Annotated in this window: 22 protein-coding genes; 9 read left to right on the top strand and 13 right to left on the bottom strand. The window is 65.0% G+C overall.

Features of this window, described 5'->3' with window-relative positions; all coding sequences use genetic code 11:
- The first annotated feature begins 152 nt into the window (after positions 1–152).
- Positions 153–419: a hypothetical protein gene (locus tag BDOA9_RS26095; protein WP_025036907.1), complete on the top strand. Its 267-nt coding sequence runs from the start codon at positions 153–155 to the stop codon at positions 417–419.
- Positions 420–436: 17 nt separating this feature from the next.
- Here the strand turns inward: BDOA9_RS26095 and BDOA9_RS26090 are convergent, their stop codons facing one another.
- From BDOA9_RS26090 to BDOA9_RS26080, 3 genes are read right to left on the bottom strand one after another with little or no spacing between them, the layout of a single operon-like run.
- A complete protein-coding gene (locus BDOA9_RS26090; protein ID WP_025036906.1) occupies positions 437–1,657 on the bottom strand; it encodes an ABC transporter substrate-binding protein in 1,221 nt (406 codons plus the stop codon).
- A gap of 19 nt (positions 1,658–1,676) precedes the next feature.
- The gene (locus tag BDOA9_RS26085) at positions 1,677–2,651 is read right to left on the bottom strand and encodes a Bug family tripartite tricarboxylate transporter substrate binding protein (RefSeq protein ID WP_025036905.1); all 975 of its coding nucleotides are present in this window, start codon (positions 2,649–2,651) and stop codon (positions 1,677–1,679) included.
- Positions 2,652–2,687: 36 nt separating this feature from the next.
- Positions 2,688–3,572 carry an IclR family transcriptional regulator gene (locus BDOA9_RS26080; protein WP_025036904.1) on the bottom strand — a complete coding sequence of 295 codons (885 nt, stop codon included), beginning with the start codon at positions 3,570–3,572 and terminating at the stop codon, positions 2,688–2,690.
- 215 nt (positions 3,573–3,787) lie between these two features.
- Here BDOA9_RS26080 and BDOA9_RS26075 point away from each other — a divergent pair, with 215 nt between their 5' ends.
- Entirely contained in the window at positions 3,788–4,630 is an 843-nt protein-coding gene (locus BDOA9_RS26075; RefSeq protein WP_025036903.1) for a hypothetical protein, read from the top strand.
- 116 nt (positions 4,631–4,746) lie between these two features.
- Here BDOA9_RS26075 and BDOA9_RS26070 read toward each other — a convergent pair whose 3' ends face one another.
- The gene (locus BDOA9_RS26070; RefSeq protein WP_025036902.1) at positions 4,747–6,300 is read right to left on the bottom strand and encodes a winged helix-turn-helix domain-containing tetratricopeptide repeat protein; all 1,554 of its coding nucleotides are present in this window, start codon (positions 6,298–6,300) and stop codon (positions 4,747–4,749) included.
- A gap of 140 nt (positions 6,301–6,440) precedes the next feature.
- Between BDOA9_RS26070 and BDOA9_RS26065 the strand changes: the two genes are divergently transcribed.
- Together BDOA9_RS26065 and BDOA9_RS26060 are read left to right on the top strand one after the other, a co-directional pair.
- On the top strand, positions 6,441–7,418 hold the full coding sequence (locus tag BDOA9_RS26065; RefSeq protein WP_025036901.1) for a Bug family tripartite tricarboxylate transporter substrate binding protein: 978 nt from the start codon (positions 6,441–6,443) through the stop codon (positions 7,416–7,418).
- Positions 7,419–7,422: 4 nt separating this feature from the next.
- Positions 7,423–8,064: an MSMEG_1061 family FMN-dependent PPOX-type flavoprotein gene (locus tag BDOA9_RS26060; protein WP_244521527.1), complete on the top strand. Its 642-nt coding sequence runs from the start codon at positions 7,423–7,425 to the stop codon at positions 8,062–8,064.
- Positions 8,065–8,157: 93 nt separating this feature from the next.
- Here BDOA9_RS26060 and BDOA9_RS26055 read toward each other — a convergent pair whose 3' ends face one another.
- Genes BDOA9_RS26055 through mhpA form a run of 3 tightly spaced genes read right to left on the bottom strand, consistent with a single transcriptional unit; the run spans position 8,158 to position 11,794 of the window.
- A complete protein-coding gene (locus BDOA9_RS26055) occupies positions 8,158–9,369 on the bottom strand; it encodes an ABC transporter substrate-binding protein (RefSeq protein WP_025036899.1) in 1,212 nt (403 codons plus the stop codon).
- A gap of 42 nt (positions 9,370–9,411) precedes the next feature.
- On the bottom strand, positions 9,412–10,263 hold the full coding sequence (locus tag BDOA9_RS26050) for a fumarylacetoacetate hydrolase family protein (protein ID WP_025036898.1): 852 nt from the start codon (positions 10,261–10,263) through the stop codon (positions 9,412–9,414).
- A 25-nt stretch (positions 10,264–10,288) separates the two neighbouring features.
- Positions 10,289–11,794: a bifunctional 3-(3-hydroxy-phenyl)propionate/3-hydroxycinnamic acid hydroxylase MhpA gene (mhpA, locus tag BDOA9_RS26045; protein WP_025036897.1), complete on the bottom strand. Its 1,506-nt coding sequence runs from the start codon at positions 11,792–11,794 to the stop codon at positions 10,289–10,291.
- Positions 11,795–12,073: 279 nt separating this feature from the next.
- Here mhpA and BDOA9_RS26040 point away from each other — a divergent pair, with 279 nt between their 5' ends.
- Together BDOA9_RS26040 and BDOA9_RS26035 are read left to right on the top strand one after the other, a co-directional pair.
- The gene (locus BDOA9_RS26040; protein WP_244521526.1) at positions 12,074–13,147 is read left to right on the top strand and encodes an ABC transporter substrate-binding protein; all 1,074 of its coding nucleotides are present in this window, start codon (positions 12,074–12,076) and stop codon (positions 13,145–13,147) included.
- A 33-nt stretch (positions 13,148–13,180) separates the two neighbouring features.
- Positions 13,181–14,365 carry a cytochrome P450 gene (locus tag BDOA9_RS26035; protein WP_025036895.1) on the top strand — a complete coding sequence of 395 codons (1,185 nt, stop codon included), beginning with the start codon at positions 13,181–13,183 and terminating at the stop codon, positions 14,363–14,365.
- Here the strand turns inward: BDOA9_RS26035 and BDOA9_RS26030 are convergent.
- A complete protein-coding gene (locus BDOA9_RS26030; RefSeq protein WP_025036894.1) occupies positions 14,362–15,168 on the bottom strand; it encodes a DNA-binding transcriptional regulator in 807 nt (268 codons plus the stop codon). The two genes, BDOA9_RS26035 and BDOA9_RS26030, sit on opposite strands and share 4 nt — an antisense overlap.
- A gap of 147 nt (positions 15,169–15,315) precedes the next feature.
- Here BDOA9_RS26030 and BDOA9_RS26025 point away from each other — a divergent pair, with 147 nt between their 5' ends.
- The gene (locus BDOA9_RS26025; protein WP_025036893.1) at positions 15,316–16,299 is read left to right on the top strand and encodes a VOC family protein; all 984 of its coding nucleotides are present in this window, start codon (positions 15,316–15,318) and stop codon (positions 16,297–16,299) included.
- A gap of 17 nt (positions 16,300–16,316) precedes the next feature.
- Here the strand turns inward: BDOA9_RS26025 and BDOA9_RS26020 are convergent, their stop codons facing one another.
- From BDOA9_RS26020 to BDOA9_RS26000, 5 genes are all read right to left on the bottom strand, one after another.
- Positions 16,317–16,979, bottom strand: a complete 663-nt coding sequence (locus BDOA9_RS26020; RefSeq protein ID WP_025036892.1) for a response regulator — start codon at positions 16,977–16,979, stop codon at positions 16,317–16,319.
- Entirely contained in the window at positions 16,976–18,358 is a 1,383-nt protein-coding gene (locus BDOA9_RS26015; RefSeq protein WP_025036891.1) for a sensor histidine kinase, read from the bottom strand. Before BDOA9_RS26015 ends, BDOA9_RS26020 begins: the two co-directional genes overlap by 4 nt.
- 161 nt (positions 18,359–18,519) lie before the next feature.
- Positions 18,520–19,551: an L-idonate 5-dehydrogenase gene (locus BDOA9_RS26010; protein ID WP_025036890.1), complete on the bottom strand. Its 1,032-nt coding sequence runs from the start codon at positions 19,549–19,551 to the stop codon at positions 18,520–18,522.
- 23 nt (positions 19,552–19,574) lie between these two features.
- The gene (locus BDOA9_RS26005) at positions 19,575–20,342 is read right to left on the bottom strand and encodes a glucose 1-dehydrogenase (RefSeq protein WP_025036889.1); all 768 of its coding nucleotides are present in this window, start codon (positions 20,340–20,342) and stop codon (positions 19,575–19,577) included.
- A 12-nt stretch (positions 20,343–20,354) separates the two neighbouring features.
- Positions 20,355–21,554 carry a mandelate racemase/muconate lactonizing enzyme family protein gene (locus BDOA9_RS26000; protein ID WP_025036888.1) on the bottom strand — a complete coding sequence of 400 codons (1,200 nt, stop codon included), beginning with the start codon at positions 21,552–21,554 and terminating at the stop codon, positions 20,355–20,357.
- Between the two features lie 175 nt (positions 21,555–21,729).
- Between BDOA9_RS26000 and BDOA9_RS25995 the strand changes: the two genes are divergently transcribed.
- Together BDOA9_RS25995 and BDOA9_RS25990 are read left to right on the top strand one after the other, a co-directional pair.
- The gene (locus BDOA9_RS25995) at positions 21,730–22,497 is read left to right on the top strand and encodes a GntR family transcriptional regulator (protein ID WP_025036887.1); all 768 of its coding nucleotides are present in this window, start codon (positions 21,730–21,732) and stop codon (positions 22,495–22,497) included.
- Positions 22,498–22,618: 121 nt separating this feature from the next.
- On the top strand, positions 22,619–23,983 hold the full coding sequence (locus BDOA9_RS25990; protein WP_025036886.1) for an MFS transporter: 1,365 nt from the start codon (positions 22,619–22,621) through the stop codon (positions 23,981–23,983).
- The last annotated feature ends 8 nt before the right edge of the window (positions 23,984–23,991 follow it).

Below are 23,991 nucleotides of genomic sequence, written 5' to 3'. Positions count from 1 at the left end.
ACGCGCTTCAGAGAAACGGCGGGAGCGCACTTGGCGTTCCCGCCGCCAAAGGCCAGGTTTGCGTTTTGCTATCGCAGGTTAGTGCCGGGTCCTTCGGCCGCCCCGCATGCGTGAGCCCCAGGAACGATCGCTGCGATCAGGCTTTGGCAGTGATGACGCACATTATCTTCAGCGACTATCGCAATCCCGCGGCGGAGCAGGCCTACGAGATTGCCTGGGACTTTCTGGTGCGGACGGGCGCCATCCGCGACGAATTCGAATCCTGCGTATTCCTGGCGCAGCGTATCACCGTGATGGTCGAGGAGGGACACACGAATCGGATCCGCATGGCCAACCGTGCGATCTCCGAATACCAGCGCCACGCCGAGGAACGCGACGATCTGATCCGCGGCGGCGGCCGTTATGCCGAAGGGCGTTGATTGCGGGCGAAGCGGGCTCACTCCCTGGCTTCGTCCGTCACGATATCGCCGAGCTTCTGCCAGCGCACGCCATCGAACTGCACCATCTGGAACTGCTTGTTGACGCGATAGTCCGTCGGCGTGGTCGTGACCGAGATTCCCGGAAGCGTCAGGTCGAGCTCGACCTTCCTAAGGTTGGCCGCCTGTCGCATCACGTTCTCGCGGGTCAGATCGTCGCCGCATTGCTTCAGCACCCGGACCAGGAGCTGCGCGGTGATGTAGCCGTAGACGTTCAGGTTCGAGTCCTTGTCGCCCTCGGGATAGTACCTGGCCATGAAGGCGAGGTAGCGCTTCATGCCGGGGTCGTCCTTCCATTCGGGGTCGGCGGCATCCTTGACGTAGCCGACGCTGACCACGCCCTTGGAATTGTCGAGCCCTGCCGGCTTGAGCACGGCGCTGAGCGAGGAGGCGTTGATGTCGATGATGTGCAGCGGCTTCCATCCGATCTCCGCGACCTTCTTGATCGCCTGCGCCGCCTGCTTCGGCGTCGTCGCGCTGAACAGCACGTCGGCGCCTGCATCCTTCAAGCGCAGGATCTGCGAGTCGATCGTGGGCTCGGTGATCTCGTAGGAGGTCTCGGCCACGACCATGTTTGCCTTTTCGCCGAGGCCCGCCTTGAGGCCGGCCAGATAATCCTTGCCGAGGTCGTCGTTCTGGTAGAGCACGCCGATTCTGGCGTTGGGATGGTTTTTCAGCAGGTACTGCGCGTAGATTCGGCCCTCGACGAGGTAAGACGGGTTGAAGCCCATGGTCCAGGGGAAGTTCTTGGGGTCGGTGAAGCGGGCCGCGCCGGTTGCGGCGAAGAGCTGCGGGATCTTCCTGGCGTTGAGATATTTCTGCACGGCGACGTTCGGCGCGGTGCCGATGATCTGGAACGTCAGCAGCACCTCGTCGCTTTCGACCAGGCGGCGGGTCTGCTCCACCGTCTTCGGCGGCGAATAGGCATCGTCATACTGGATCAGCTCGACCTTGCGGCCGTTCACGCCGCCCTGGTCGTTGATCATCCTCATATAAGCGGCCTGGGTCTTGCCGATCACCGCGTAGGCCGAGGCCGGGCCGCTCAGCGGCACGGTCTGGCCGACCTTGATTGCGGTATCGGACGCGCCGGGGTCGTATTTCTTCTGCGCTTGCGCCGCCAGGCCCGACAGTGCGAGAAGCAGCGCGGACGCTGCAATGCGTTTGACAAGGATGCGTTTCATGTCCGGTCCCTCACGCTTCCTATTCGCCCTTGAGACCGGCGTCGCGGATCAACCTGGTCCATTTCTGCGTCTCGGCGTCGATGAACCGGCCGAATTCGGCCGCGGTGCCGGCACGCACCTCGAGGCCCTGGGCAGTCAGCTTGTCCTTGATCGCGGGCTCTGCGAGCGCGCGCAGCACCTCGGCCTGGAACTTGTCGACGATCGCGCGCGGCGTCGTGGACGGCACCATGAAGCCGTACCAGCCGGCGGCGGCGACGTTGGGAAAACCCTGCTCGCGCAGCGTCGGCGCCTGCGGATAGAGCGCGCTGCGCTCGGCCGAGGCGACGCCGAGCACGGTGAACTTGCCGCTCTGGATGTAGGGCAGGGCGGTCGGCAGCGCGGTGAGTGTGGCGTCGACGCGTCCGGCGAGCAGCTCGGTGTAGGAGGCGGCATCGCCCCGGAACGGGATGTTGAGACCCTTGACGCCGGCATCGCGGAACAGGAGCTCTCCGGCAAGATGCGGCTGCGAGCCGGCGCCGGGGGAGGCGAAGGTCAGTCCATCCGGCTTCGACTTGCCGTAGGCGATCAAGTCGGGAAGCGTCTTGAACGGCGCCTCGGCACTGATGATCAGGAACAGCGGTGCGATCACGGCCATCGCGACCGGCTGCAGATCCTTGCGCTCATAGGTCAGCTTGCCGAACAGCGCCTCGGCGGTGGCGTAGGGCGCCGCGACATAGAGGATCGTATAGCCGTCGTCCGGCGCATGCGCGACCATGTCGTTGGCGATGCGCGTGCCGGCACCGGGCTTGTTCTCGACGATGAACTGCTGGCGCAGGCTGCGGCTAAACTCCTCGGCCAGCAAGCGCAGCGAGATGTCGTTGGAGCCGCCTGGCCCGTAGGGCGAGATCAGCCGCACCATCCGCGACGGCCAGGCGTCCTCAGCGCGTGCGGAAAATGACGGGCCCGCGACGCCGGCGGCGAGGGCGCCCAGCAATGCTCGGCGTGTGATGGTCATGATGGCCTCCCGGAGATGGGGCGCCGGCGCGTTTGCTCATGTCCTGGCGCTCTTCTTGTTTTGCTTGCGCGTCTCGGCCGTGGGCATCGCCGCTCCGACCATGGCCCGGATGCTGTCGGCAAGCGCCGCAATGCGCGGACCAATTTCGCTCTCGAGCTGCCCAGGCTGGAGCCGGAAGGCGGGGATGCCGCAATTGATCGAGAACGATTGTTTCGCTTCGCTGATATGAAACAGCGGCGCGGCGACGGCATGGATCGAGGGCATGTACTCGCCCCAGCAGGTGCAGAAGCCGCGGCTTTTGCATTGTGCGATCCCGGCGCGGTATTTGTCGCGGAGCGCCGACCACAGGGCGGCATCCTCGCCGGCGAGAGCGCGTTCCAGCCGGTCTGCATCGGCCGGCGGCAAGGTCGCCGCCGCGGCGCGGCCCATGGCGGTCATCACGACGGGAATGGGCATGCCGATATCGGGCACGTGCGGGCCGACATCGCCGGAGCGCGCGGTCTCGACATAGATCATCGACGTCGCATCGAGCAGGCCGATCGAGACCGTGCCGCGGACGCTGTGCGCCAGCTCCTGCATCATCGGCCGCGCCACTTGGCGGAATTGCATTCCGGCGAGCAGGGGATGCGCCATGCGCAGCGCCCGTGCACCGACGCGGTACTTCGATCGCTCGGGGTCGTAGCGGAGATAGCCGAGCTCGGCGAGCGTATGGGTCAGCCGCGCCACGGTCGGGCGCGGGATGCCCGTCAGGGTCGACAGCTCCATGTTGCCCAGCAGCGTGCTCCCGGCCTTGAACGCCTCCAGCACGACGAGCCCCTTGGCCAGCGTGGTGGCGAAGGCGGCGTCATCGGCGCTCTCGGCCAGCACGGCTGCGGCGGAGGAGAGCGGATGGTGCGGTTTGGAGGAGTCAGTCGGATCCATCCCGGAATATCAGGCGGACAGATTTCGAATGTCCAATAAATTCGTCGCGTGAGGAAAAATTGTCCGATATGTGGACGCGCTGCCGCCGCGTGCTTTTCCGCGTTGCGAGCATCGCTGGAACGAGCGGGCACGCAGATTTTTGTCGTGATTGCATGCCGTTCTGTGACAGGATTATTACGACGACATGTCAGGTCGATAAAATTGCGGAGCAGTTCATGTTGCAATGGCAGGCGCGGTCAAATCCCCTGGCGTGGTGGTGGGGATCCCTCACGCTTGTGAGCAGCGCCAACATCCTCGTCTGGTTCATGTTGTACCGTGAGTTCTACCCGACAGTTGCGGGCAGCATCAGTGGCGGCTCGGACATCGGGCTGATGTTCCTGCTGTGCGCCGGCTATGTGTTCGGCTGTGCCTTCCGCTCGGTGCTGCCGCGCGCCGACGTGCAGCGCATCTGCCTGTTCGACACCTGGCTCTCCAGCGTTTTCGTCGGACGCTCGGTCGCAACCGTGGCCGAAGTCTGCTTCGCCGCGCAATGGGCGATCATCCTGCATCAGCTCGGCACCATGACCGGCGCCGAGACGGTGGTGAACATCGCCTGGGTGATCGTCCCGGTGATCATCATCGCCGAGTGCTTCTCCTGGTACGCGGTGGTCACCACCAACTATCTGTACAACGCGATCGAGAATTCGCTGTGGGCGGTGACCTTCTTCCTCGCCGGCATCGCGCTGTGCCGCCTGATGCCGGAATTCCAGGGCGTGGTGCGCTGGGCGCTGATCGCAGGCATCGTCGGCATCGCCTGCTTCCTCGCCTTCCTCATCACCGTCGACGTGCCGATGTATCTCAGCCGCTGGCGGGCAGGGCACGCCGAGGGCGGCAGGTTCTTAGGGTTCCTCGAAGGCCTGCACGACGTCGCGACGCGCTGGGTGGTGACCCACGACATCGCGCATTGGAAGGGCGAACTGACCTGGATGTTCCTGTATTTCAGCGCGGCGGTATGGTCGAGCCTCGCGCTCTGCGCGCTCTACGCGATGGAAGGCTACATCACGCGCTATCTCGCGTAGGGCATGAACGCGCAGATTGCCGCGTCCAGGTGGCGATCGGTGGCTTGTGCTGCCATCCGCGCGCCGTGTTTCCCAGAGCGGCCCTTGACCAGGACGGGACAGGAGCCTGTTGTCGTCTATTCGGGCAACCCGGCACGCCTCATACCATCGACGAACCTCCGCATGTGTTCAGGCCGATGGAGGAATATCTGCTCGTGCAGATTTGATAGCCGCAGGGTGGGTTGCAGCGCGCGCAGCCGCGTCATCGCGTCTCGTGCCAGACGCTCCCGGCCGGCAAAGGCATGGCTCATCGCCGAAATGCGCAGCGCAACGGGCCAGTCAGGTCGCATCTGCAAAGCCCGGTCTGACCATGTGGAAGACTGGTCAAGATCGTCAAGAAGGAAATAAGCGAAGGCCATAGCGCTGCAGGCGAGATGCATGAGCGGGTCGAGCGGACTGAGGCGCATGGCGTTGCGCAAGTGCTCGATCGCGACGTCGCAGTCTCCCGCATAGACACGGATCCAGCCGCTGCGTTGCCAGGCGACGGCAAGATTCGGGTTCAATTTCAGGGCATGATCAATCAGAGCAACCCCGGCCTTGATATCGCCGACGACATGAGCCAGCGCATGTGCGCTCCAGGAGAGCGCGACGGCATCGGCCCGGCCGAGGTCCGCCGCTCGTCGCGCAAGCCGGTTGGTCTCGGCCGTCTCCGCAGAGCGATCAACGACCCAGCCATTCGACTTGCGCATGAGAAAGCAGGCTGCGGCGAGCGCATGCGGCCTTGCAAATGCAGAATCGAGCTCAATCGCGCGGTAGAATTGCTTTAGCGCGGCATCGTGACCCGATCTGGTCCAGTCGTGCCAACCGGCCATCCCGCGCAGAAAGCAATCGTAGGCGCTCAGGCTTTCCGTCGGCTTCTGTTTGGCGCGCTCAATTTCAGCTTGTTCCAGCCTGGGAGCGATCGCGCCCACCACGCTGCGCGCCATCTGATCCTGCAGCTCGAAGATATCCTCGATCGAACTTTCGAACCGGTCTGCCCAAATATGCTTTCCGCTTTCGGCATCAATCAACTGGCCGGTGATCCGCACTCGCTTTTCGGCTCTGCGTACACTGCCTTCCAGCACATACCGCACACCGAGGTCTCGCCTCACGGCGCGGACGTCAACGGCGTGACCTTTGTAAGTGAAACTCGTGTTGCGCGCGATGACGAACAGCTCGGAGAACCGAGATAGTTCGGTCGTGATGTCCTCGACAATTCCATCGCTGAAGTAATCCTGCAGCGGGTCGCCACCGAGGTTTGCAAATGGCAGAACGACGATCGAGGGCAGGTCGTGCAAGGTGCGGGCCGGCGCAACTTTTGCCGCAAAGGTCGCCGACGTTTCTTGCTCTTGAACCTCGCCGACGAAGCGGAATCCCTTGCGAGGAAGCGTCTTGATCAGCCGTTGTTCCTCGCCACTGTCGCCAATCGCCTTGCGGGCGCCGTTCAGCCGCGTCGTCAGCGCGGACTCTGAAACGTTCCGCCCGCCCCAGATGCTTGCGATGAGATCGTCCTTGCTGACGACACGCTCGCGATGACGGATCAGAAAACAGAGGATATCAAAGACTTGCGGTGCAAGGCTAACCACCTCGCCGCCGTTCCTAAGTTCCCGGCGGTCGGTGTTCAGCACATATTCTTCGAACCGATACTGCAACTTGCACTCCAGCAAAGGCATGCCACCGAGCCCGTCGAATGAAGGCCAAGGTAAGGAAAAAGTAAGCCGTTCGCAAAGCGGTCATGCCGAGGGCATGGCACAAGTATCGCGATAGTGTTGCAGCAAAAAGGGCCCAGCTCATGACCATTGCGCGCCGTAGACTGCTTCAACTCGCCGCGGGGATTGCCGCTCTGCCGGTCCTGGGAACGACCGCACGAGCAGAGACGTACCCGGCGCGGCCAATCCGCTTGATTGTGCCGCAAGCCGCCGGAGGCGCTGCCGACGTCAGCGCACGGTTGATCGGTCATTGGTTGTCGGAGCGCCTTGGACAGCCCTGCACCATTGAAAACCGGCCGGGCGCGGGCGGCAATATCGGGACCGAGGCGGTGGTGACGTCGGCGGCGGACGGCCACACACTCCTGCTGGCTGGATCGTTCAACGCCATCAATGCCACTCTCTACGAGAAGCTCAGCTTCAACTTCATCCGCGATATCGCGCCGGTCGGCGGGATCATGCGCAATCCGCTCGTCATGGCGGTGCATCCATCCATTCCGGCAGGCACCGTGTCCGAGCTGATTGCTCACGCCAAGGCCAATCCGGGCAAACTGAATTTTGGGTCCGCGGGCAACGGCAGCCCGCAGCACATGGCGGGCGAGCTGTTCAAGATGATGACCGGCATCGACGTGGTGCATGTGCGCTATCGCGGCTCCGCAGCGATGTTGTCCGACCTTCTGCGAGGCGAAATCCAGATGGCGTTCGATCCGATCGTCTCGTCGCTCGAACACGTCAAGTCGGGCAAGCTGCGCGCGCTGGCGGTGACAACCGTGACCCGGTCTTCAGCTTTGCCTGACATTCCTGCTGTCGCGGAGACCGTGCCGGGTTACGAGTCGGTCGGCTGGGTCGGCATTGGAGCGCCCCGACACACGCCAATTCAGATTGTCGAGCGGCTGAACGCCGAGATCAATGCGGGTCTGTCGGATACCGCTATCCAGGCGCGGCTGATGGACCTCGGGGGGGCGCCGTTACAGGGCTCCCCGGCCGAGTTCGCCAAGCTCATCGCCGAGCAGACTGAGCGCTGGGGGCATGTGATCCGCACCGCCCAGATCAAACCGGAGTAGCGTGGTGTCGGAAATCGAAATGTCACGAAGATACGAAGAAATCATTACGACGCAGGAGCGCTTGCGCGAAGTTTGCAATCCGCCGAGCTTTCGTGCGAGCAACAAAGTCATCGACCACGTTGACGAGATATGCCGCCGGTTCATTGCGGCTTGCCCGTTCGTGGTCGTGGCTTCTCGTGGGAGCGACGGCCGGATAGACGTCTCACCCAAGGGCGATCCAGCCGGCTTCGTCGGGGTACTCGACGAGAAGACGCTGGCGATTCCAGATCGAGTGGGAAATAATCGCCTCGACACGTTCGAGAATTTGCTGGCGCATCCCGAAATAGGGCTGATCTTCATGATCCCTGGCCATGGCGACACGCTACGCATCAGCGGGATCGGAAAAATCGTCCGTGATTGTGCGCTGCAAGCGCGTTTTGCCGTTAATGGCAAGCCACCGAACTTGATCCTCATCATCGACGTGCGCGAGGTGTTCCTACATTGTCCGAAATGTGTGCTCCGTTCGAGACTCTGGGACCTCGAGCATTGGCCCGATCGATCGACCTTGCCATCGCTGGCCCACGCGATCGCGACTCACTCGCGATCAGGCGAGACGGAAGCGGACGTTCAAGCGGTCATCGATCATGGAACTGCCAATCTCTACTGACTGGATCGGCGTTCGGCTGCCCGACCGGGATGCGGTTGCGCGCGCCGAGGGCATCGAGCGCGGATCATCATGACCGGGAATCCAGGCCTGGCGCTATTTGCCGACCAGGCCGCATTTGCTGCGGTCGAGCGGACGAAAGGCCTGGTCGGGCGGGATCGTTGCGACCAGCTTGACGAAGTCCCACGGGCCTTTCGATTCCTCCGGCGTCTTGACCTGGACCAGATAGAGATCGTGCACCATGCGCTGGTCCTCGCGGATGCGGCCGTTGGTGGTGTAGGCGTCCGACACCGGCGTCTCCTTCATCTTCGCCATAACGGTCGCGCTGTCGTCGGAATCGGTGTCCTTGATCGCCTGCAAATAATGGCGCACGGCGGAGTAAACGCCGGCCTGGATTTGCGAGGGCATCGCCTTGCGGCGGCCATAGAACGCATCGGAGAATTTCCGGGCGGCCGGCGAGACGTCCTCGAAGAACGAGGTGACGATGAGATCACCGCGCGTCGCCTTGAGCCCGACCGCCTCGATGTCGACGTTCTGGAACGACATCGGCACGATCTTCATGCCCTGGCTGGCGAGCCCGAACTCCTCGGCCTGCTTGATCGCAGTCGCATTGTCGCCGGCGACGTTGATGGCCAGGATCTTGGCGCCCGACGACTGCGCCTGAAGCAGGAAAGAGCTGTAGTCAGGCGTGCCGAGTTGCGCCTTGACGCTGCCGGCGACCTTGCCGCCGAGGGCGGCGATGCGCTCGCGCGCGGTTACCTCGATCGAATGGCCGAAGGCGTAATCGCCGGTGATGAAGAACCAGGGCTCCTTGCTGGTCTGCATGATGCCGGAGACCACGGCGGTGGCGGTGGAATAGGCGTCCTGGGTCCATTGCACGCTGGTCGGGGCGCATGCTTCATCGGTCAGCTGGTTCGCGCCGGCGCCGGAGATGAGGAATATCTTGCCGTTGCCGCGCACCAGCTCCTGCACCGCCAGCGCCGCGCCGGAGCTGCCGCCATCGGCGATGGCCTGGACCCCGTCGCTGAACCATTTTCGCGCCAGCGATGCAGCGAGATCCGGCTTGTTCTGGTGATCGGCCTGCAGGATCTCGATCGGCTTGCCGTTGATCTTGCCGCCGAACTCTTCGGCGGCCATCCGCGCCGCCTCGACCGAGCCCGGGCCCATGGCGGTCGCGAACACGCCGTTCATGTCGGTGAGGACGCCGATGCGGATGGCTTCGCCCTTGATCTCGGCCCGCGCGGGGAGGGGCGCGAGCGCGAGTGTGATCAGTACAGCGGCCGCGGAGCTGGTGCGGGTCGTGCCCATGACGTTTCCTTGGGTTTATCGTTGATTGATCGGTCTTGGCGATCAGGCCGGTTCGGCGATCACCGTGTTGCGCAAGGTGCCGATGCCGGAGATCTCGACTTCGACGGTGTCGCCGGGGCGCATCCACAAGGGCGGCGTGCGCTTGGCGCCGACACCGCCCGGCGTGCCCGTGACAATGACGTCGCCGGGCACGAGCGGGCAGATCGTGGAGATGTAGGCGATCAGCTCGGGGATGGCGGTGATCAGGAGATCCGTCGTGGTGTCCTGCACGATGTTGCCGTTGAGCCGGGTCTGCAAGGTGAGCTTTGACGGATCCGGAATCTCGTCGGTCGTCACCAGCCACGGACCGAAACTGCCGCTCTCGGCAAAGGTCTTGCCGGCGAGGAATTGGCTGGTGTGGCGCTGCCAGTCGCGGATGCTGCCTTCGTTGTAGCAGGAATAGCCGGCGACATGGTCGAGCGCGCGGCCGGCCGGGATGTGACGGCCAGCCTTGCCGATGACGAGCGCGAGCTCGCCTTCGTAGTCGAAGTCGTCGCTCACCCCTGGTTTCACGATGGGCTGGAGATGGCCGACCTGGCTGCAGGCGAAGCGCGCAAACAGCGCCGGCTTCTCCGTGACGGTGCGACCGGTCTCGGCGACGTGATCGCGATAATTGAGGCCGACGCAGATGATCTTGCCGGGATCGGGGATCACGGGCGCGAAGCTGACCTTGTCGAGCGCATGGTCGGGGGCAGCCGATGCGGTGAGCCTTGCCGCTTCGGCGAGGCGACCGGATTCGAGCAGCTGCCGCAGCGTGGCGCACCCCGCCATCCGCGCGCCGAGATCGACGACGCCATTGTCCTTGAGGGCCCCGAAGGAGGCGCGATCGCCGGTGATGAAAGACAGCAGCTTCATGAGGTATCCTTGAAAGTTGGTTCGATCAGGCCGCGGACGGCACGTGGGTCGCAAGATTGATGGCGGCGATGAGGCGGTCGAGCTCGGCCGCGTTGCGGGCGGTGCCGCGAATGTAACGGTCGGGACGAACCAGTGCGGCGATGATGCCGTGCTCGCGCAGCCAGTCTCCGACACCTTCGGCGTCGTCGCCGGTGAGGATCTCGATCCCGGTCTGCGACAGCGCGAGGCGCGACGGCAGTGCGGCCGCGGTCTCGATGAGCAGCACATGACGATAGCCGGTCCGGTCGTCGCTGCGGTGTCCGCTCAGCATGAATTGTGGCGCCAGGTGTCCGGCGAGCGGCAAATCGCCGAACCCCAGTCCGGGGCCGAGCAGCGGCTTCTTCACCTCCAGCCTGACCGGCGCGTTCTCGCGCGCTTCGCCGGCAGCAAGGCCGGCCTCGATCGCCTTGGTGTTGATGACCCCGCCGAGGCGAATGGCGAGCTCGATGAACTCGCGCACATGCGGCAGGCGCTCGCTCTGATAGGTGTCGAGCAGATCGGGCGCGGCGCCGCCCTGGATCACGCTCGCCAGCTTCCAGGCGAGGTTGGCGGCATCGCGGATGCCGGCGCACATGCCCTGGCCGAGAAAGGGCGGGGTCTGGTGCGCGGAATCGCCCGCGAGCAGCAATCGTCCGTTCCGCCATTGCTGCGCGATGACCGAATGGAAAGTGTAGACCGCAGCGCGCTCGAGCTCGGCATCGTCGGGCGTGATCCAGCGCGACAGCAGCTCCCAGACCTTCCCGGGTTGCGCGACCTCCTGCGAGTCCTCGTCGGCGAGGACCGTGATCTCCCAGCGCCGCCGCGTGCCGGTGCCGCGCACGTAAGTCGCCGGCCGCCTGGGATCGCAATGCTGCAGGCTGTAATCGCCGAGGTCGTCGCGCGCGCGCTTGAGCAGAACGTCGATCACCAGCCAGCGCTCGTGGAAGCCGAGGTCGTCCATCCCCGAGCCGATGAAGCGGCGCACCAGGGAGCGGGCGCCGTCGCAGCCGATCACGTAGCCGGCGCGGACCTCGCCGAGCCTTCCGTTGGAGAGGTCTTCGTAACGGACGCGCACGCCGTGCTCGTCCTGATCGAGCGCGAACACATCGCAGCGGCTGCGCAAGGCGACGTGCGGCCAGCGGGCGAGGCCGCCGATCAGCACGTCCTCCAGATCCGGCTGGTGGAAGCGATAGCTGAGATGCCAGCCCATCGGCGTCGGCGTCTGCGGACGGGACCAGTCCAGCAGCATGCGGCCGGCGGCATCGAGAAAGAGCATGCCGGGGCTGAGAATGACATGCGGCAGGATCGCTTCGGCAAGCCCGATGGTCTGGAACACGCGCATGCATTCATCATCGAAATGCACGGCCCGCGGCAAATGATAGGTCCGCGCCTCGCGCTCCAGCACCAGCGTCCGCACACCGCACAGGCCGAGCAGGTTGGCGAGCGTGGCGCCCACCGGCCCGCGGCCGACGATCACGACGTCATACTCTTCAGCGATGGATTTATCTTGCATGGGGTATCTCTTCCCCAGGACGGGCCGGCCCTTCAACGCCGGCGTGCCAAGTGTCCAACCAGCGGACAGCCTCCTCCACAGCCGGTCTTGTCCGCCAGCCGGACGCTTTCGCAATGGCGCTACTTCGAGCCGGCCTGCCTTGGTTACCTAGGCACAGGAAAAAAAGTGCAGGTTGTCTGTTGAGGCAACCGCGGAGGAGCGACGATGCTGAAACGCGCGGGAGTGGCGTGCCTAGCAATCCAATTGTTCGTGGCGCCGGCTTCGGCCGCGGACATCAACGTGGGAATCCTGCTGTCCACGACCGGCCCGGCTGCCGCGATTGGAAATGCCGAGCGCAACGGCACCAGCTTTGGCGCAAGCGAAATCGCGGGCCACAAGGTCAACTATCTGTTTCTCGACGAAGCCTCGGACAGCACCGCGGCGGTCGCAGCGATGCGGAAGCTGTTTCAGGGCAGCAGCATCGACATTCTCGTCGGCCCGACCACGACGCCCGGATCTTTTGCGGTCATCGATCCCGCGGTCGAATACCGGGTTCCGGTGATCACGCTTGCCCCCGTCAACGCCCTGGTGGCTCCGGTCGATGCGCGCAGGCGATGGATATTCAAGACGACCACCAACGACGATCACGAAGCCACGCCGTTGTTCGCACATATGAAGAAGAGCGGCGTCCGGAAACTCGCCCTGATCGGTTTCGGCGATTCCTATGGTGACGCCTGGAGCAAGGTCAGTGCGGAGATGTGCGCGGCAGCGGGCATCGCGCTGGTCGCCGACGAGAAATATGCACGGACCGATAACACCGTCGTCGGGCAGATCCTCAAGATCGTCGCCGCCGATCCCGACGCCGTTCTCATTGCGGCCTCCGGCGCGCCCGCGGCGCTACCGCTGCTTCAGCTGCGTGAGAAGGGATTTGCAGGCAAGGTGTACGGCACGCTCGGCGCCACTTTCGGAGATTTCCGGAAGCTGACGGGCGCACAAGGCGACGGCATCTTCGTGCCGCTGAGCCCGGCCGTCGGCGCCGCCTCGTTGCCGGACGGCCATCCAGCCAAGCAGGCCGCACTTGAATTCATCCAGCGCTACGAAGGCAAGTTCGGTGCGGGAAGCCGCAACATCTTTGCGGGATCCGCCTACGATGCCCTGCTCCTGATCGAGCGCGCTGCACCCGCTGCGCTGAAGGTGGGCGCGCCCGGAACCCCCGAATTTCGCGAGGGCCTCCGCAGCGCGATCGAAGGGCTCAAAGGCCTGGCCGGCTCCCGCGGCGTCTACAATTACGGTCCCAACGACCACACCGGCCTCGACCAGACTGCGCTGACGCTTGGTCAGCTCCAGAAGGGCGAATGGGTGGCGGTGCCCTGAGGCGGGCCTCCGGACGGACAGGGAGAAGAAAGGATGCCGGCCATTCCCGGACAACCGGTCTACGACGTCGATCTCTACAGCGACGAGGTCCTGCGCGATCCATATCCGCACTACAGGGCCCTTCGCGATCTGGGCGCGGTGGTCTGGCTGCCGCGTCACGAGCTCCATGCGGTGGCTCGCTTCGACGACGTCCGTGCCGCCCTGCGAAACCCAGCCGTGTTCTCGTCGGCCCAGGGAGTTGCGGCCAACGACCACGTCAACAGCATCTCGCGAGGCACGACGCTGGCGAGCGATGCGCCCTTGCATGATCGCCTTCGCGCGATCATAGCGGCCCCGTTGCTGCCGCGGGCTCTGGAAGAGATTGCGCCGCAGATCAGGGCGGAGGCCGCCCGGCTTGTTGACGACCTGGTCGCCCGCGGCGCCTTCGATGCGGTGTCGGATCTGGCTCAGCACCTGCCGCTGACGATCGTCTCCAAGCTCGTGGGGCTGGAGGATCATGGCCGTGGCAGCATGCTTCGCTGGGCTGCTGCGACCTTCAACGTGCTCGGCACCATGAATGAACGGGGCTGCACGGCTCTGAAGGACGTTCAGGAGATGCGCGCCTATCTCGGTGGCGAAGAGATCAGGACGCGTCTGCGTCCCGGCAGCTGGGGCGACCGCATCTTCGCCGCTGCGGATCGAGGCGAGGTCGAGCCCGAGCGCTGCCCGGTGCTGATGCGGGACTATCTCGGGCCGAGTCTCGACACGACCATCTTCGCGACGGCCAACCTGGTCTTGCTGTTCGGCCGGCATCCCGCGCAATGGGATCTGGTCCGCAACGATCCGGCCCTGATCCCGAATGCGATCAACGAGGCGCTACGGCTGGAATCGCCGGTGCGGGGATTCACACGCCATCTTGCGGCCGATGCGGCGATTGCGGACCTCGCCATTCCGCGCGAGAGCCGGCTGCTGCTGCTATACGCGTCGGCCAATCGCGACGAGCGAAAATGGCAGGATCCGGAACGCTTCGACGTGACACGCCGCGCCAACGACCATCTCGGATTCGGCAATGGGACGCACATGTGCGCGGGCCTTCATCTGGCCCGGCTGGAGATGACGGCACTGCTCGAAGCCCTGGTGAAGCGCGTGGCCTGCTTCGAGATCGGGGAACCCGTGCTGGCCCTCAACAACGTGTTGCGGGGCCTCGCTTCCTTGCCGGTTCGGGTGACACGCGCTTAGCCCGCGGTTGCCGCACCCCCGACGTCGATGGCTGCCGCGGCGCTGCGCATCGGATCGACAAAGGTTGCGATGGCTTCCTCCATGCCCAGCGCCGAGCGGATCCAGATGATCGAGATGCAGCCGAATACGGCGCCATCCCGCACGATCGGGACGGCGATCGAGGCGGTCTTGGGATTGTATTCGCCCTCGCTTCGGATGGCGTACCCTCGCGCCGCGGTCTCGGCGATCATGCGGTCGAGCCGGCCCTGATCGAGGAAGGGGCGGTCGTCGGCCTCGTCGATGCGGCGGAGATGATCGAGGATGAGATCGCGTTCGCGCGCAGGACAGGCGGCGAGATAGGCGCGGCCCGCAGACGTGCGCAGCATGGGCAGGCGCTTGCCGATCATGCCGCGATCGATCGAGAGCGGGCTGCGGGAGTGCGTGGTCTCCTGCACCACCATCGCCGCGTTCTCGTAAGTCGAGAGATCGACCGGCCAGACCAGCTTCTTGCTGAGATCGGCGAGGTAAGGCGCCGCCGCCTGGCAGATCACCACGCCGGGATCATAGCCGTCGCCGAGGCTCAGGGCGCGCCGGGTGACCCGAAACCGGTCGTCGCTGGCGCTGCGGGCGATATAGCCGAGCTCCTCCAGGGTTTCGAGCAGGCGGTAGACGGTGGGCCTGGGCAGGTCGAGCGCGCGGGCGACGTCGCCGGCGCGGATGCCGCCGGAACGGTTGACCTCGTGCAGCACGTCGAGCCCGCGCTTGAAGGCGCGGACGCCCTCGGACTGCCGCGGCTGGCCGTTCCGCGTCCGCTCCTTGGACACTGCGTATTTCCTCCCTTGTGGCACGTCGCGGCGCGCTTATTGTCACCTGCGAACGCGAGGCGATTGCGGAACGCCACCGTAGGATCGCGCGCGGCCGGTATCAAGCTCGCTGGAATTCGGCGACCGCGATGCTTCGGGAGGAATTCGATGGAAATCGCAGCGCTCGGCTATATCGGAATCAGTTCGTCCCAGCTCGACCAGTGGAGCCGGATGGCGACCGGGCTGCTCGGCATGCAGCAGGTCGATCGCGGCGGCAAGATGCGGGCCTTCCGCATGGACGACCGCAAGCAGCGGCTGATCGTCGACGGCGGCAGTGATGCCGGCCTTGCCGTGATGGGATGGGAAGTTCCTTCGACCGCCGAACTGGACAAGTTGGCTGGACGGCTGGAAAGCCATGGCATCAAGGTGGTTCGAGGCTCGCGCGCGCTCGCTGACGAGCGGCATGTCGGCGAGCTGATTGCGTTTGCCGATCCCGCCGGCAACCGGCTGGAGGCTTTTTGCAAGCCGGAGCTTGCGGACGAGCCGTTCAGGCCGGGCCGCCCGATCTCGGGCTTCCGCACCGGAGCGCTCGGCATGGGGCATGTCGTGCTCAATGTGGAGAATGTCGAGGTGCTGTTGCCATTCTATCGCGACGTGCTCGGCTTTCACGTCTCGGATTTCGGGCTGAAGCCTTACGGGCTCTATTTCTTCCACGTCAACGGCCGCCACCATTCCTTTGCGATGGTCGGATCGGGGCGGAAGGCGATGCATCACTTCATGGTCGAGCTCGGCTGCCTCGACGATGTCGGGCAGGGCTACGATCTCGCGCAGATGGACGAGGGGCGCATCGCCTACACGCTGGGCCGGCACACCAACGACCACATGACATCGTTCTACGTGAATACGCCATCCGGCTTCTTCATCGAATACGGCTGGGGCGCACGCGTCATCGATCCCGAGACCTGGCAGCCGCACGAGACTTTTGACGGGCCGTCGCTCTGGGGGCATGAGCGGCTCAATATGCCGGAAGAGCAGCGCAAGCGGTTGCGCGACATGCGGCTCGACGCGGCTGCCCGCGGCGTGCGCGTCGCCGATCCGCGCGTGCCGCCGCTCAACTGCGCGTGGCTGGACCAGGTGGTCGCGCGTGAGTGATCTGCGGCGAGCCGCGATCAGGCTTCGCCGAGATCGACCTCGGTCAAAATCCCCTGGCGCAGCGCCAGCCGGACCAGCTCGATGTCGGAGCCGACGCCGAGCTTGTCCTTGATCAGGGAATGCAGGTTGGCCACCGTCTTCGGACTGACATGCAGCGTCTCGGCGATCTCCTCCGTCGTGTTCTCGGCGAGCAGCAGCCGCAGCACCTCGAACTCGCGCGGCGTCAGCACGTCGGCGGCCAAGCTCTCGCCGCTGATGCGGCTGAGCGCAAGCTCGTGGTCGATGTCGGGGCTGATGGCGATCTTGCCGGCGAGCACGTCCTTGACCGCGCGCACCAAGGTCTCGGGCGGGCTGGTCTTGGTGACGTAGCCCCTCGCACCGGCGCGGATCGCCTGCACGGCAAAGCCGGCATTCTCGTGCATGGTGAAGACGAGGATTCGCGCCGCCTTGTCCCACTGCCTGATCCGCCTGACGGCCTCGATGCCGCCGATCCCGGGCATGCTGAGGTCCATGATGACGAGGTCGGGCGCCTCGGACTTGTAAAGACGATAGGCTTCCGCTCCGTCGGCCGCCTCGGCGATGACGCGCAAGCCCGGCTGTTTCTGGAGCACCGAGCGATAGCCCTCGCGGACGACGGAATGGTCGTCGACCAGCAGGATGGTGGCCTCCGTCGCGCTCATGCCGCGTGCTCCAGGGCCCCAGATGCGGCAGCCGCGAGCGGAATGAAGACGCGCAGCGCGGAGCCGTGAGGGCCGGTCTCGAAGCTGAGCCGCCCGCGAAGCGCGGCCACGCGCTCGCGCATGCCGAGCAGGCCCATGCCGGACTTGGCGGCAGCCTCAATCGGCCGGCCATCGTCCTCGATCGCGAGCGCGATCTCGCTGTCGGCCATCGTCAGATGCAGGCTGACCTTCGTTGCGCCGGCATGCTTGGCCGCGTTGGTGAGCGCTTCCTGCACGATCCGATAGAGATTGGCACTGACGTCGGCGGGCACGCTGTCGAAAGCGCCGTCGAACCGGATCTCGAAACGGGGCTGACCGCGGCTGCGGCCGTTCCACCCCGAGACCAGGCCTTCGAGGCTGGCGACGAGGCCAAGCTCGTCGACATCGGGCGGCCGCAACCGGAACAGCGCACCGCGCAGCGTCTCCATCATGCCGGTCGCGGTGCGGGCAATGCTGTCGCATTCGCCGAGCAGGTCGGGACAGTCCTGCGCCGCAGTCTGGCGGGCGGATGCGGCCAGCGCGCGGATCGCGGCGAGCGACTGGCCGAATTCGTCATGCAGCTCGCGGGCGAGATGACGGCGCTCCTCGTCCTGGAGCGCAATCAGCTTCCGCGTCAGCTCGCTGCGCTCGGCGAGCGCGGTGTCGAGGCTTTCGGCGAGATGGTTGAAGACGTCGCGGATGGCGGAGAGCTCGGCGAGGTCGAACGGCGGCAGCCGGGTGCTGAGGTCGCCGGCGGCGATGCGTTCGAGGCCGCTGCCGATCATGCGGGTGGGGCGCAGGGCGCGGGCCAGTGCGGCATAGACCAGCGCGCAGAGCAGCGGTAGCGCGATCGCAAGCGCGATCATCAGGCGGCCGGCCTCGTGCCAGGCCTCCGCCGTCTGCACCGCCGGGTCGACCGAGACCACGGTCTCGCCGAGCCTGGTTCCGCGCACGATCACGGGCCGCGCCGCCTCGCGGCCGGGGTCGAACAGGCTGCGATAGAAGGCGGCGAAGGCTTGCGGCGGCGGACTTGCCGGGGCAGGCGCGCCGCTGCAGAAACGCTGCAGCATCTCGCCGCCCGGCCCACGGAATCCGAGACAGAGGCCGGGCGTCATCACATGGGCCCACACCGGGTCGAGATTCGGAAAGTCGGAGCGGGGGCTCGGCGCCCACTGCACCTTGCCTTGCTGTAGCTCCAGCGTCTTGGCCACGATGGCGGCGATCCCGTCGATGCGCGCATGCGCGGCGCTATCGGCGGTGACGAGGAAATAGGTGGAGATTGCGGCGAAGCAGGCGGCCGATATCGCGGCCACGCGCAGCGTCAGACGGACCTTGAGATCGAATCTCGGGCGATTCCACATCGGCTTGCACCTGGCGCGAACGGACTTGTCGCGCCTCATTAAAGGGCAGAACGCCGGCGGCGGGAAGCGTTCCCGACTTGCCGCAGTGCAACGTCGTGAAATTTTCCCGGCGTTGGTCGCCACCTCTCCCTACGGGAGAGGTGAAGCAAGACGTGCCGCGCTCAGAACGTGAGCTGCACCTTCATCGACTGCGAGCGATCGCTGGCGAGCTCGAAGGCGGCGACCGCGTTCTCGAAGGGCATGGTGGCCGTGATCAGCGGCTTGACGTCGATCAGGCCTTCGCCCATCAGGCGCACCGCGAGCTCGAACTCGGGATCGAAGCGGAAGGTGCCGCGGAGCTGCAATTCCTTGGCGACGATCGAGTTGATCGGCAGCGTCATCTCGCCGCCGAGGCCGAGCTGCACCAGCGTCGCGCCGGGCCGGAGCACGTCGAGCGCGGTGCGGAGCGCTGCCTGGTTGCCGGAGGCTTCGAACAGTGTGTCGAACACGCCCTTACCGGCGCGCCAGGGATCGAGCGCGGTGGCATTGGTCGCGACGTTGATGGCATGCGAGGCGCCGAGCTTTTTCGCGACCGCGAGCGGCGCCTCGGCCACATCGGTGACGACGATCTCGGACGCGCCGCCGAAACGCGAGACCAAGATCATCAGCGCGCCGATCGGACCGCAGCCGGTGATCAGCACGCGCTTGCCGAGCAGGGGACCGGCCTGCTTGCCGGCATGCAGGCACACCGCGAGCGGCTCGGCGACCGCGGCTTCCGCCAGGGACAGCTTGTCCGAGATCGGCACGGCCTGCGTGGCATCGACCGTGATGAACTCGCGAAAGCCGCCCTGCACATGGGGAAAGCGCATCGCGCTGCCGAGGAAGCGCATGTCGAGGCACTGGTTGCGCATGCCTTCCTGGCAATGCAGGCACGCCCCGCACGGCTTGCTCGGGTTGACCGCGACGCGTGTGCCCGGCTTGACGCTGGTGACGCCGGCACCCACGTCGGCAACGACGCCGGCGATCTCGTGACCCAGCGCCATCGGCTGCTGGATCCGCACGACGCCGAAGCCGCCGTGATGGTAGTAGTGCAGGTCGGAGCCGCAGATCCCGCCATTGGCGATCTTGACGCGGACCTCGCCGGGGCCGGGGGCCGGATCGGCATAATTGTCGATTCGCAGGTCCTTCGGGGCGTGGATGACGACGGCGCGCATGGCTTGCTCCCTGGGCTTCGCGATTACATCGCGGCGATCATGCCGCCATCGACATAGATGATCTGGCCGTTGACGTAGGTGGACGCATCGGAGGCGAGGAAGATCGCGGCGCCCACCAACTCATCCGGCTTGCCCCAGCGCTTGGAGGGGATGCGGCCCATCAGCCAGCTATTGAAATCGGCGTTGTTGACCAGCGCCTCATTCATGTCGGTCAGCATGTAGCCGGGGCCAATCGCGTTGGCCTGGATGCCGTGCTGGGCCCATTCCACCGCCATCGAACGGGTCAGGTTCTTGATGCCGCCCTTGGCGGCGGTGTAGGGCGCGATGGTGGGGCGGGCGAGCTCGCTGCCGAGCGAGCCGATATTGATGATCTTGCCGTGCTTGCGCGGGATCATGCGCTTGGCCGCCTCGCGGCCGATCACGAAGGCGCTGGTGAGGTTGGTCTCGATCACCTTGCGCCATTCGTCGGTGGTGAATTCCACCAGCGGCTTGCGGTGCTGGATGCCGGCATTGTTGACGAGGATGTCTACCGCGAGCCCTTCGCGATCGAAGCGCTCGAACGCGGCGACGATGGCGGGCTCGTCGGTGACGTTGAAGGCGGCGCCCTCGGCCTGATGACCGGCGGCACGGAACTCGGCGACGGCCTGCTCGACCCGCTTGGGATCGACGCCGTTGATGATGATCCTGGCGCCGGCCTTGGCCATGCCCTCGGCAATGGCACGGCCGAGGCCGCGGGAGGAGCCGGTCACGAGCGCGGTGCGGCCGGAGAGATCGAAGAGGGAGGTGCTCATCTCAAGAATTCCTCAGACGTTGGAGCGGCGCACGGTGAGATCGGTGCGCTCGAAGACGGCAGGCAGGAGATCGACGCCGAGGCCGGGGCCTTCCATCGGGAAGACATAGCCGTCCTTGATCACGGGCATCGTGGTGACGAGCTCATTGTACCAGCCTTTGTAGAAGGCGCGCACCGATTCCTGGATCAGGGTGTTGGGCTGGCTGAACGACATGTGGATGGCGGCGATGAAGCCGATCGGGCCGATGCAATCGTGCGGTGCGAAGGGCCGGTGATAGGTCTCGGCCATCGCGGCGATCTTGCGGCCTTCGGTGAGACCGCCGGTCCAGCACAGATCCGCCATCACCACGTGCATGGCGTCGCGGTCGAGCATGTCCTTGTAGGGGAAGCGCGAGCCCAGCGTCTCGCTGGCGCAGACCCAGACGTCGGTCGAGCGGGCATATTCGGCCAGCGCCTGCGGCGAGTTCATGCGGATCGGGTCTTCGTACCAGGTCGGCTTGTAGGGCTCGAGCGCACGCGCGATCTGCTTGGCCGTCGGCAGATTCCAAAGCGAATGGAGCTCGACCATGATCTCCATCTTGTCGCCGACGGCTTTGCGGATCTTCTCGAACGGCTCGATCGCCTGCTTCATCTGTGCGGCGGTGATGTAGAGGCCCTTGTTCTCCTGCGCTGCGGGATCGAACGGCCAGATCTTCATCGCGGAGATGCCGCTCTCCAGGAGGCTCTCGGCGAGCGCATCGGCGTGGTTCATGAAGCCGTCGAGATCCTCGTAAGGGCCCTTAGAGGCGCCGAGATTCCAATTGGCCACCGGGCTGATATTGGTCGAGCGCACATATTGCGTGCCGGCGCACGTGTTGTAGATGCGCTGCTTGTCGCGGCAGAGGCCGCCGAGCATCTGGTGCACCGGCTGATTGCAGACCTTGCCGAACAGGTCCCACAGCGCGATGTCGATCGCGGACGCCGCACGGTACTCGACCCCGGTGGAGGACTGCGCCATCGGCAGGTTCAGCATGTCGCGATGGATCGCTTCGATGTGCAGGGGATTGCGGCCGAGCAGGCGGCCGGCAAAGGTGTCGTGGATCTGCGCTTCGACCGCGCCCGCGCCGTAGAAGGTTTCGCCGAGACCGATCAGACCCGTGTCGGTGTGGATGCGGACCCAGATGACGTTGGAAAATTCCTCGGTGCGTAGTGTCTCGATCGATGTGATCTTCACGGCAACTCTCCTCCCATCGAAAGGCGCTTCGCACCCGACGTCTCATTTTGCGCTGCAACATGTTGCAGATCGTGCCGACGTCTTACGCCTGCTTGTAATATATCACAACATGTTTTAAGGGTGCCACAATAGGGCGCCATCCTGCAACGAGAGCGCGGGCTGACGGGAGGACGACATGGCACGACGCAAGCGCGCGCTCGAGGTGGTGAAGGACGAGGATGACGGCGGTGGCCGGCGCTCCCGTAGCAACCGTCTCAACTTCTTCGAGTTGGCCTATCAAAGGATCGAAGAGCTCCTGGTTCATTGCGAGCTCAAGCCCGGCCAGTTCATGACCATGCAGGAATTGCAGCAAATCACCGGTTTCGGCCGCACGCCGGTGCATCACGCCGTCAATCGTCTCTCCGCTGACACCCTCATCATCATCCGGCCCCGTCACGGCCTCACCATCGCGCCGATCGATCTGGCGCGCGAACGCATGCTGCTGGCCTTACGCCGCGACATGGAGCGTTTCGTCATTCGCCTCGCGGCGGATCGCGCCAGTCTTTCCCACCGCAATCAGGCGCTGCACATCGAGCGTTTGTTACGCGAACGTCGCGCTAGCCTGACACTCGACGAGTTCAACAGCCTCGACCGCCGCATCGACGCGCTGGTGCTGGAGGCCGCCGGCGAGCCGTTCCTGGTGCACACGCTGCGGCCGCTGCACACGCTGTATCGGCGCATCGGCTACATCCACCATCGCTTCATGCCGGGGCAGGCGGATCTGTCAGGCACGATCGATCACCATCTCGCCATTCTTGCAGCCGTCGCCAACCGCCGCGTCGAGGACGCGGTGAAGGCGAGCGACGCGTTGATCGACTACATGGGCGAGATGTTCTCAGGGATGGAGGCGGGGATCGATCCGCGCCTGCTCGATTGCAGCATCGAGCCGCTGCTCGGCGCGTAGAGCATGATCCGGAGAAGTGTGCAGCGGTTCTCCGAAAGGATCATGCTCAAAACAACAAGCTGAAGCGCGATGAGATCCTGATCTCATCGCGCTTTGGAGAGTTCTGAAGAAAGGAAGAAGAATGTCAACGATGGCGATGCCACAAGCGACCGTGAGCGAAGCCGCGGTCCGCTACCTCATCACGAATTACAGTCCCAAGGGCAACAAGGTCGGCTGGCTGATGATGGCCTCGATCCTGGTCGAGGCCTGGGACCTCTATTCGATCGCCTTCGTGCTGATCTTCATCAAGGAACAGTACAATCCCGATCCGCTGATGCTGGGCCTGGCCGCTGCCGGCACGCAGGGCGGTGCGCTGATCGGCGCGCTGCTCGGCGGCTGGCTGTCCGACAAGATCGGCCGCCGCGTCATGTTCCTGGTGACGATGGTGCTGTTCATCGTGCTGGCGCTGGCGCAGGCCTTCGTGCCCAGCGTCGGCTGGCTCGTCGTGATCCGCTTCCTGCTCGGCATCCCGCTCGGCTCCGACATCTCGACCGGCTACACCTACATCATGGAATCCATGGCCAAGGGCGAGCGCGAGGTCATGGGCAACCGCTGGCAGTTCATGTTCGCCGTCGGCGAAGTGCTGACCATCGGCGTCATCGTGATCTTCCTCCTGGTCGACATGAACCACGAGATGCTGTGGCGCGTGACGCTCGGTCTGGGTGCGGTGCCGGCGCTGATCATCCTGATCATGCGTCACGACGTGCCGGAGACGGCGGTGTGGCTGGTGCAGAAGGGGCGCTACCGCGAGGCCAAGCAGGTCGCGCGCGAGATGTTCAACGACAATCTCGACATGCTGCCGGATCGGGACGTGGAGGTGCCGAAGACCAGCACCCGCGCGTTCCTCGCCGATCTCAGGAAGGATCCGATCCGCTGGCGCGCCACGTTGTATGGCTGGATCGCCTGTTTCGCGCAGGCCAGCGAATTCTCGACCTTCGCGTTCTACCTGCCGGTGCTGTTCGTGATGGTCGGCGTGTCGAGCGTGCTCGGCATCAACCTGGTGACAATGGCGCTGTTTTCCTTCGCAGCGCTGTCGGGATGGGTCGGGCCGCTGCTGACGCCGAAAATCGGCCATCGCGGCATCTCCATCGCGGGCTTCTCCATCGTGCTGGTATCGCTGCTGGTCGCCGCGTTCGCGCTCTACACCGACAACAAGATGCTGCTGCCCTTCGCCGCGGCCGGCATGCTGTGGGGCCACTACTGGGACGCCTCGAACTGCATGACCATCCCGACCATGGTCGCCCGTCCGCAATATCGCGGCACCGCGAGCGGCTTTGCCTACATGTTCGTGAAGCTGCCGTCGTTCCTGGCGATCTTCCTGTTCCCGACGGTGTTCGCCGCGATCGGACAGGCCAATGCCACGCTGATGGTCGCGATCTTCCCGCTGATCGGATTGCTCGCCGCAATCTTCATCCTGCCGGAAGTCTACGGCTACGAGAACGACTGAAGACGAGT

Origin of the sequence: Bradyrhizobium sp. DOA9 (assembly GCF_000617845.2) — a bacterium.
In the GTDB taxonomy this organism is placed as follows: domain Bacteria; phylum Pseudomonadota; class Alphaproteobacteria; order Rhizobiales; family Xanthobacteraceae; genus Bradyrhizobium.
Note: the sequence above shows the minus strand (reverse complement) of the source record. Positions and strands in the feature narration are given on the sequence as shown.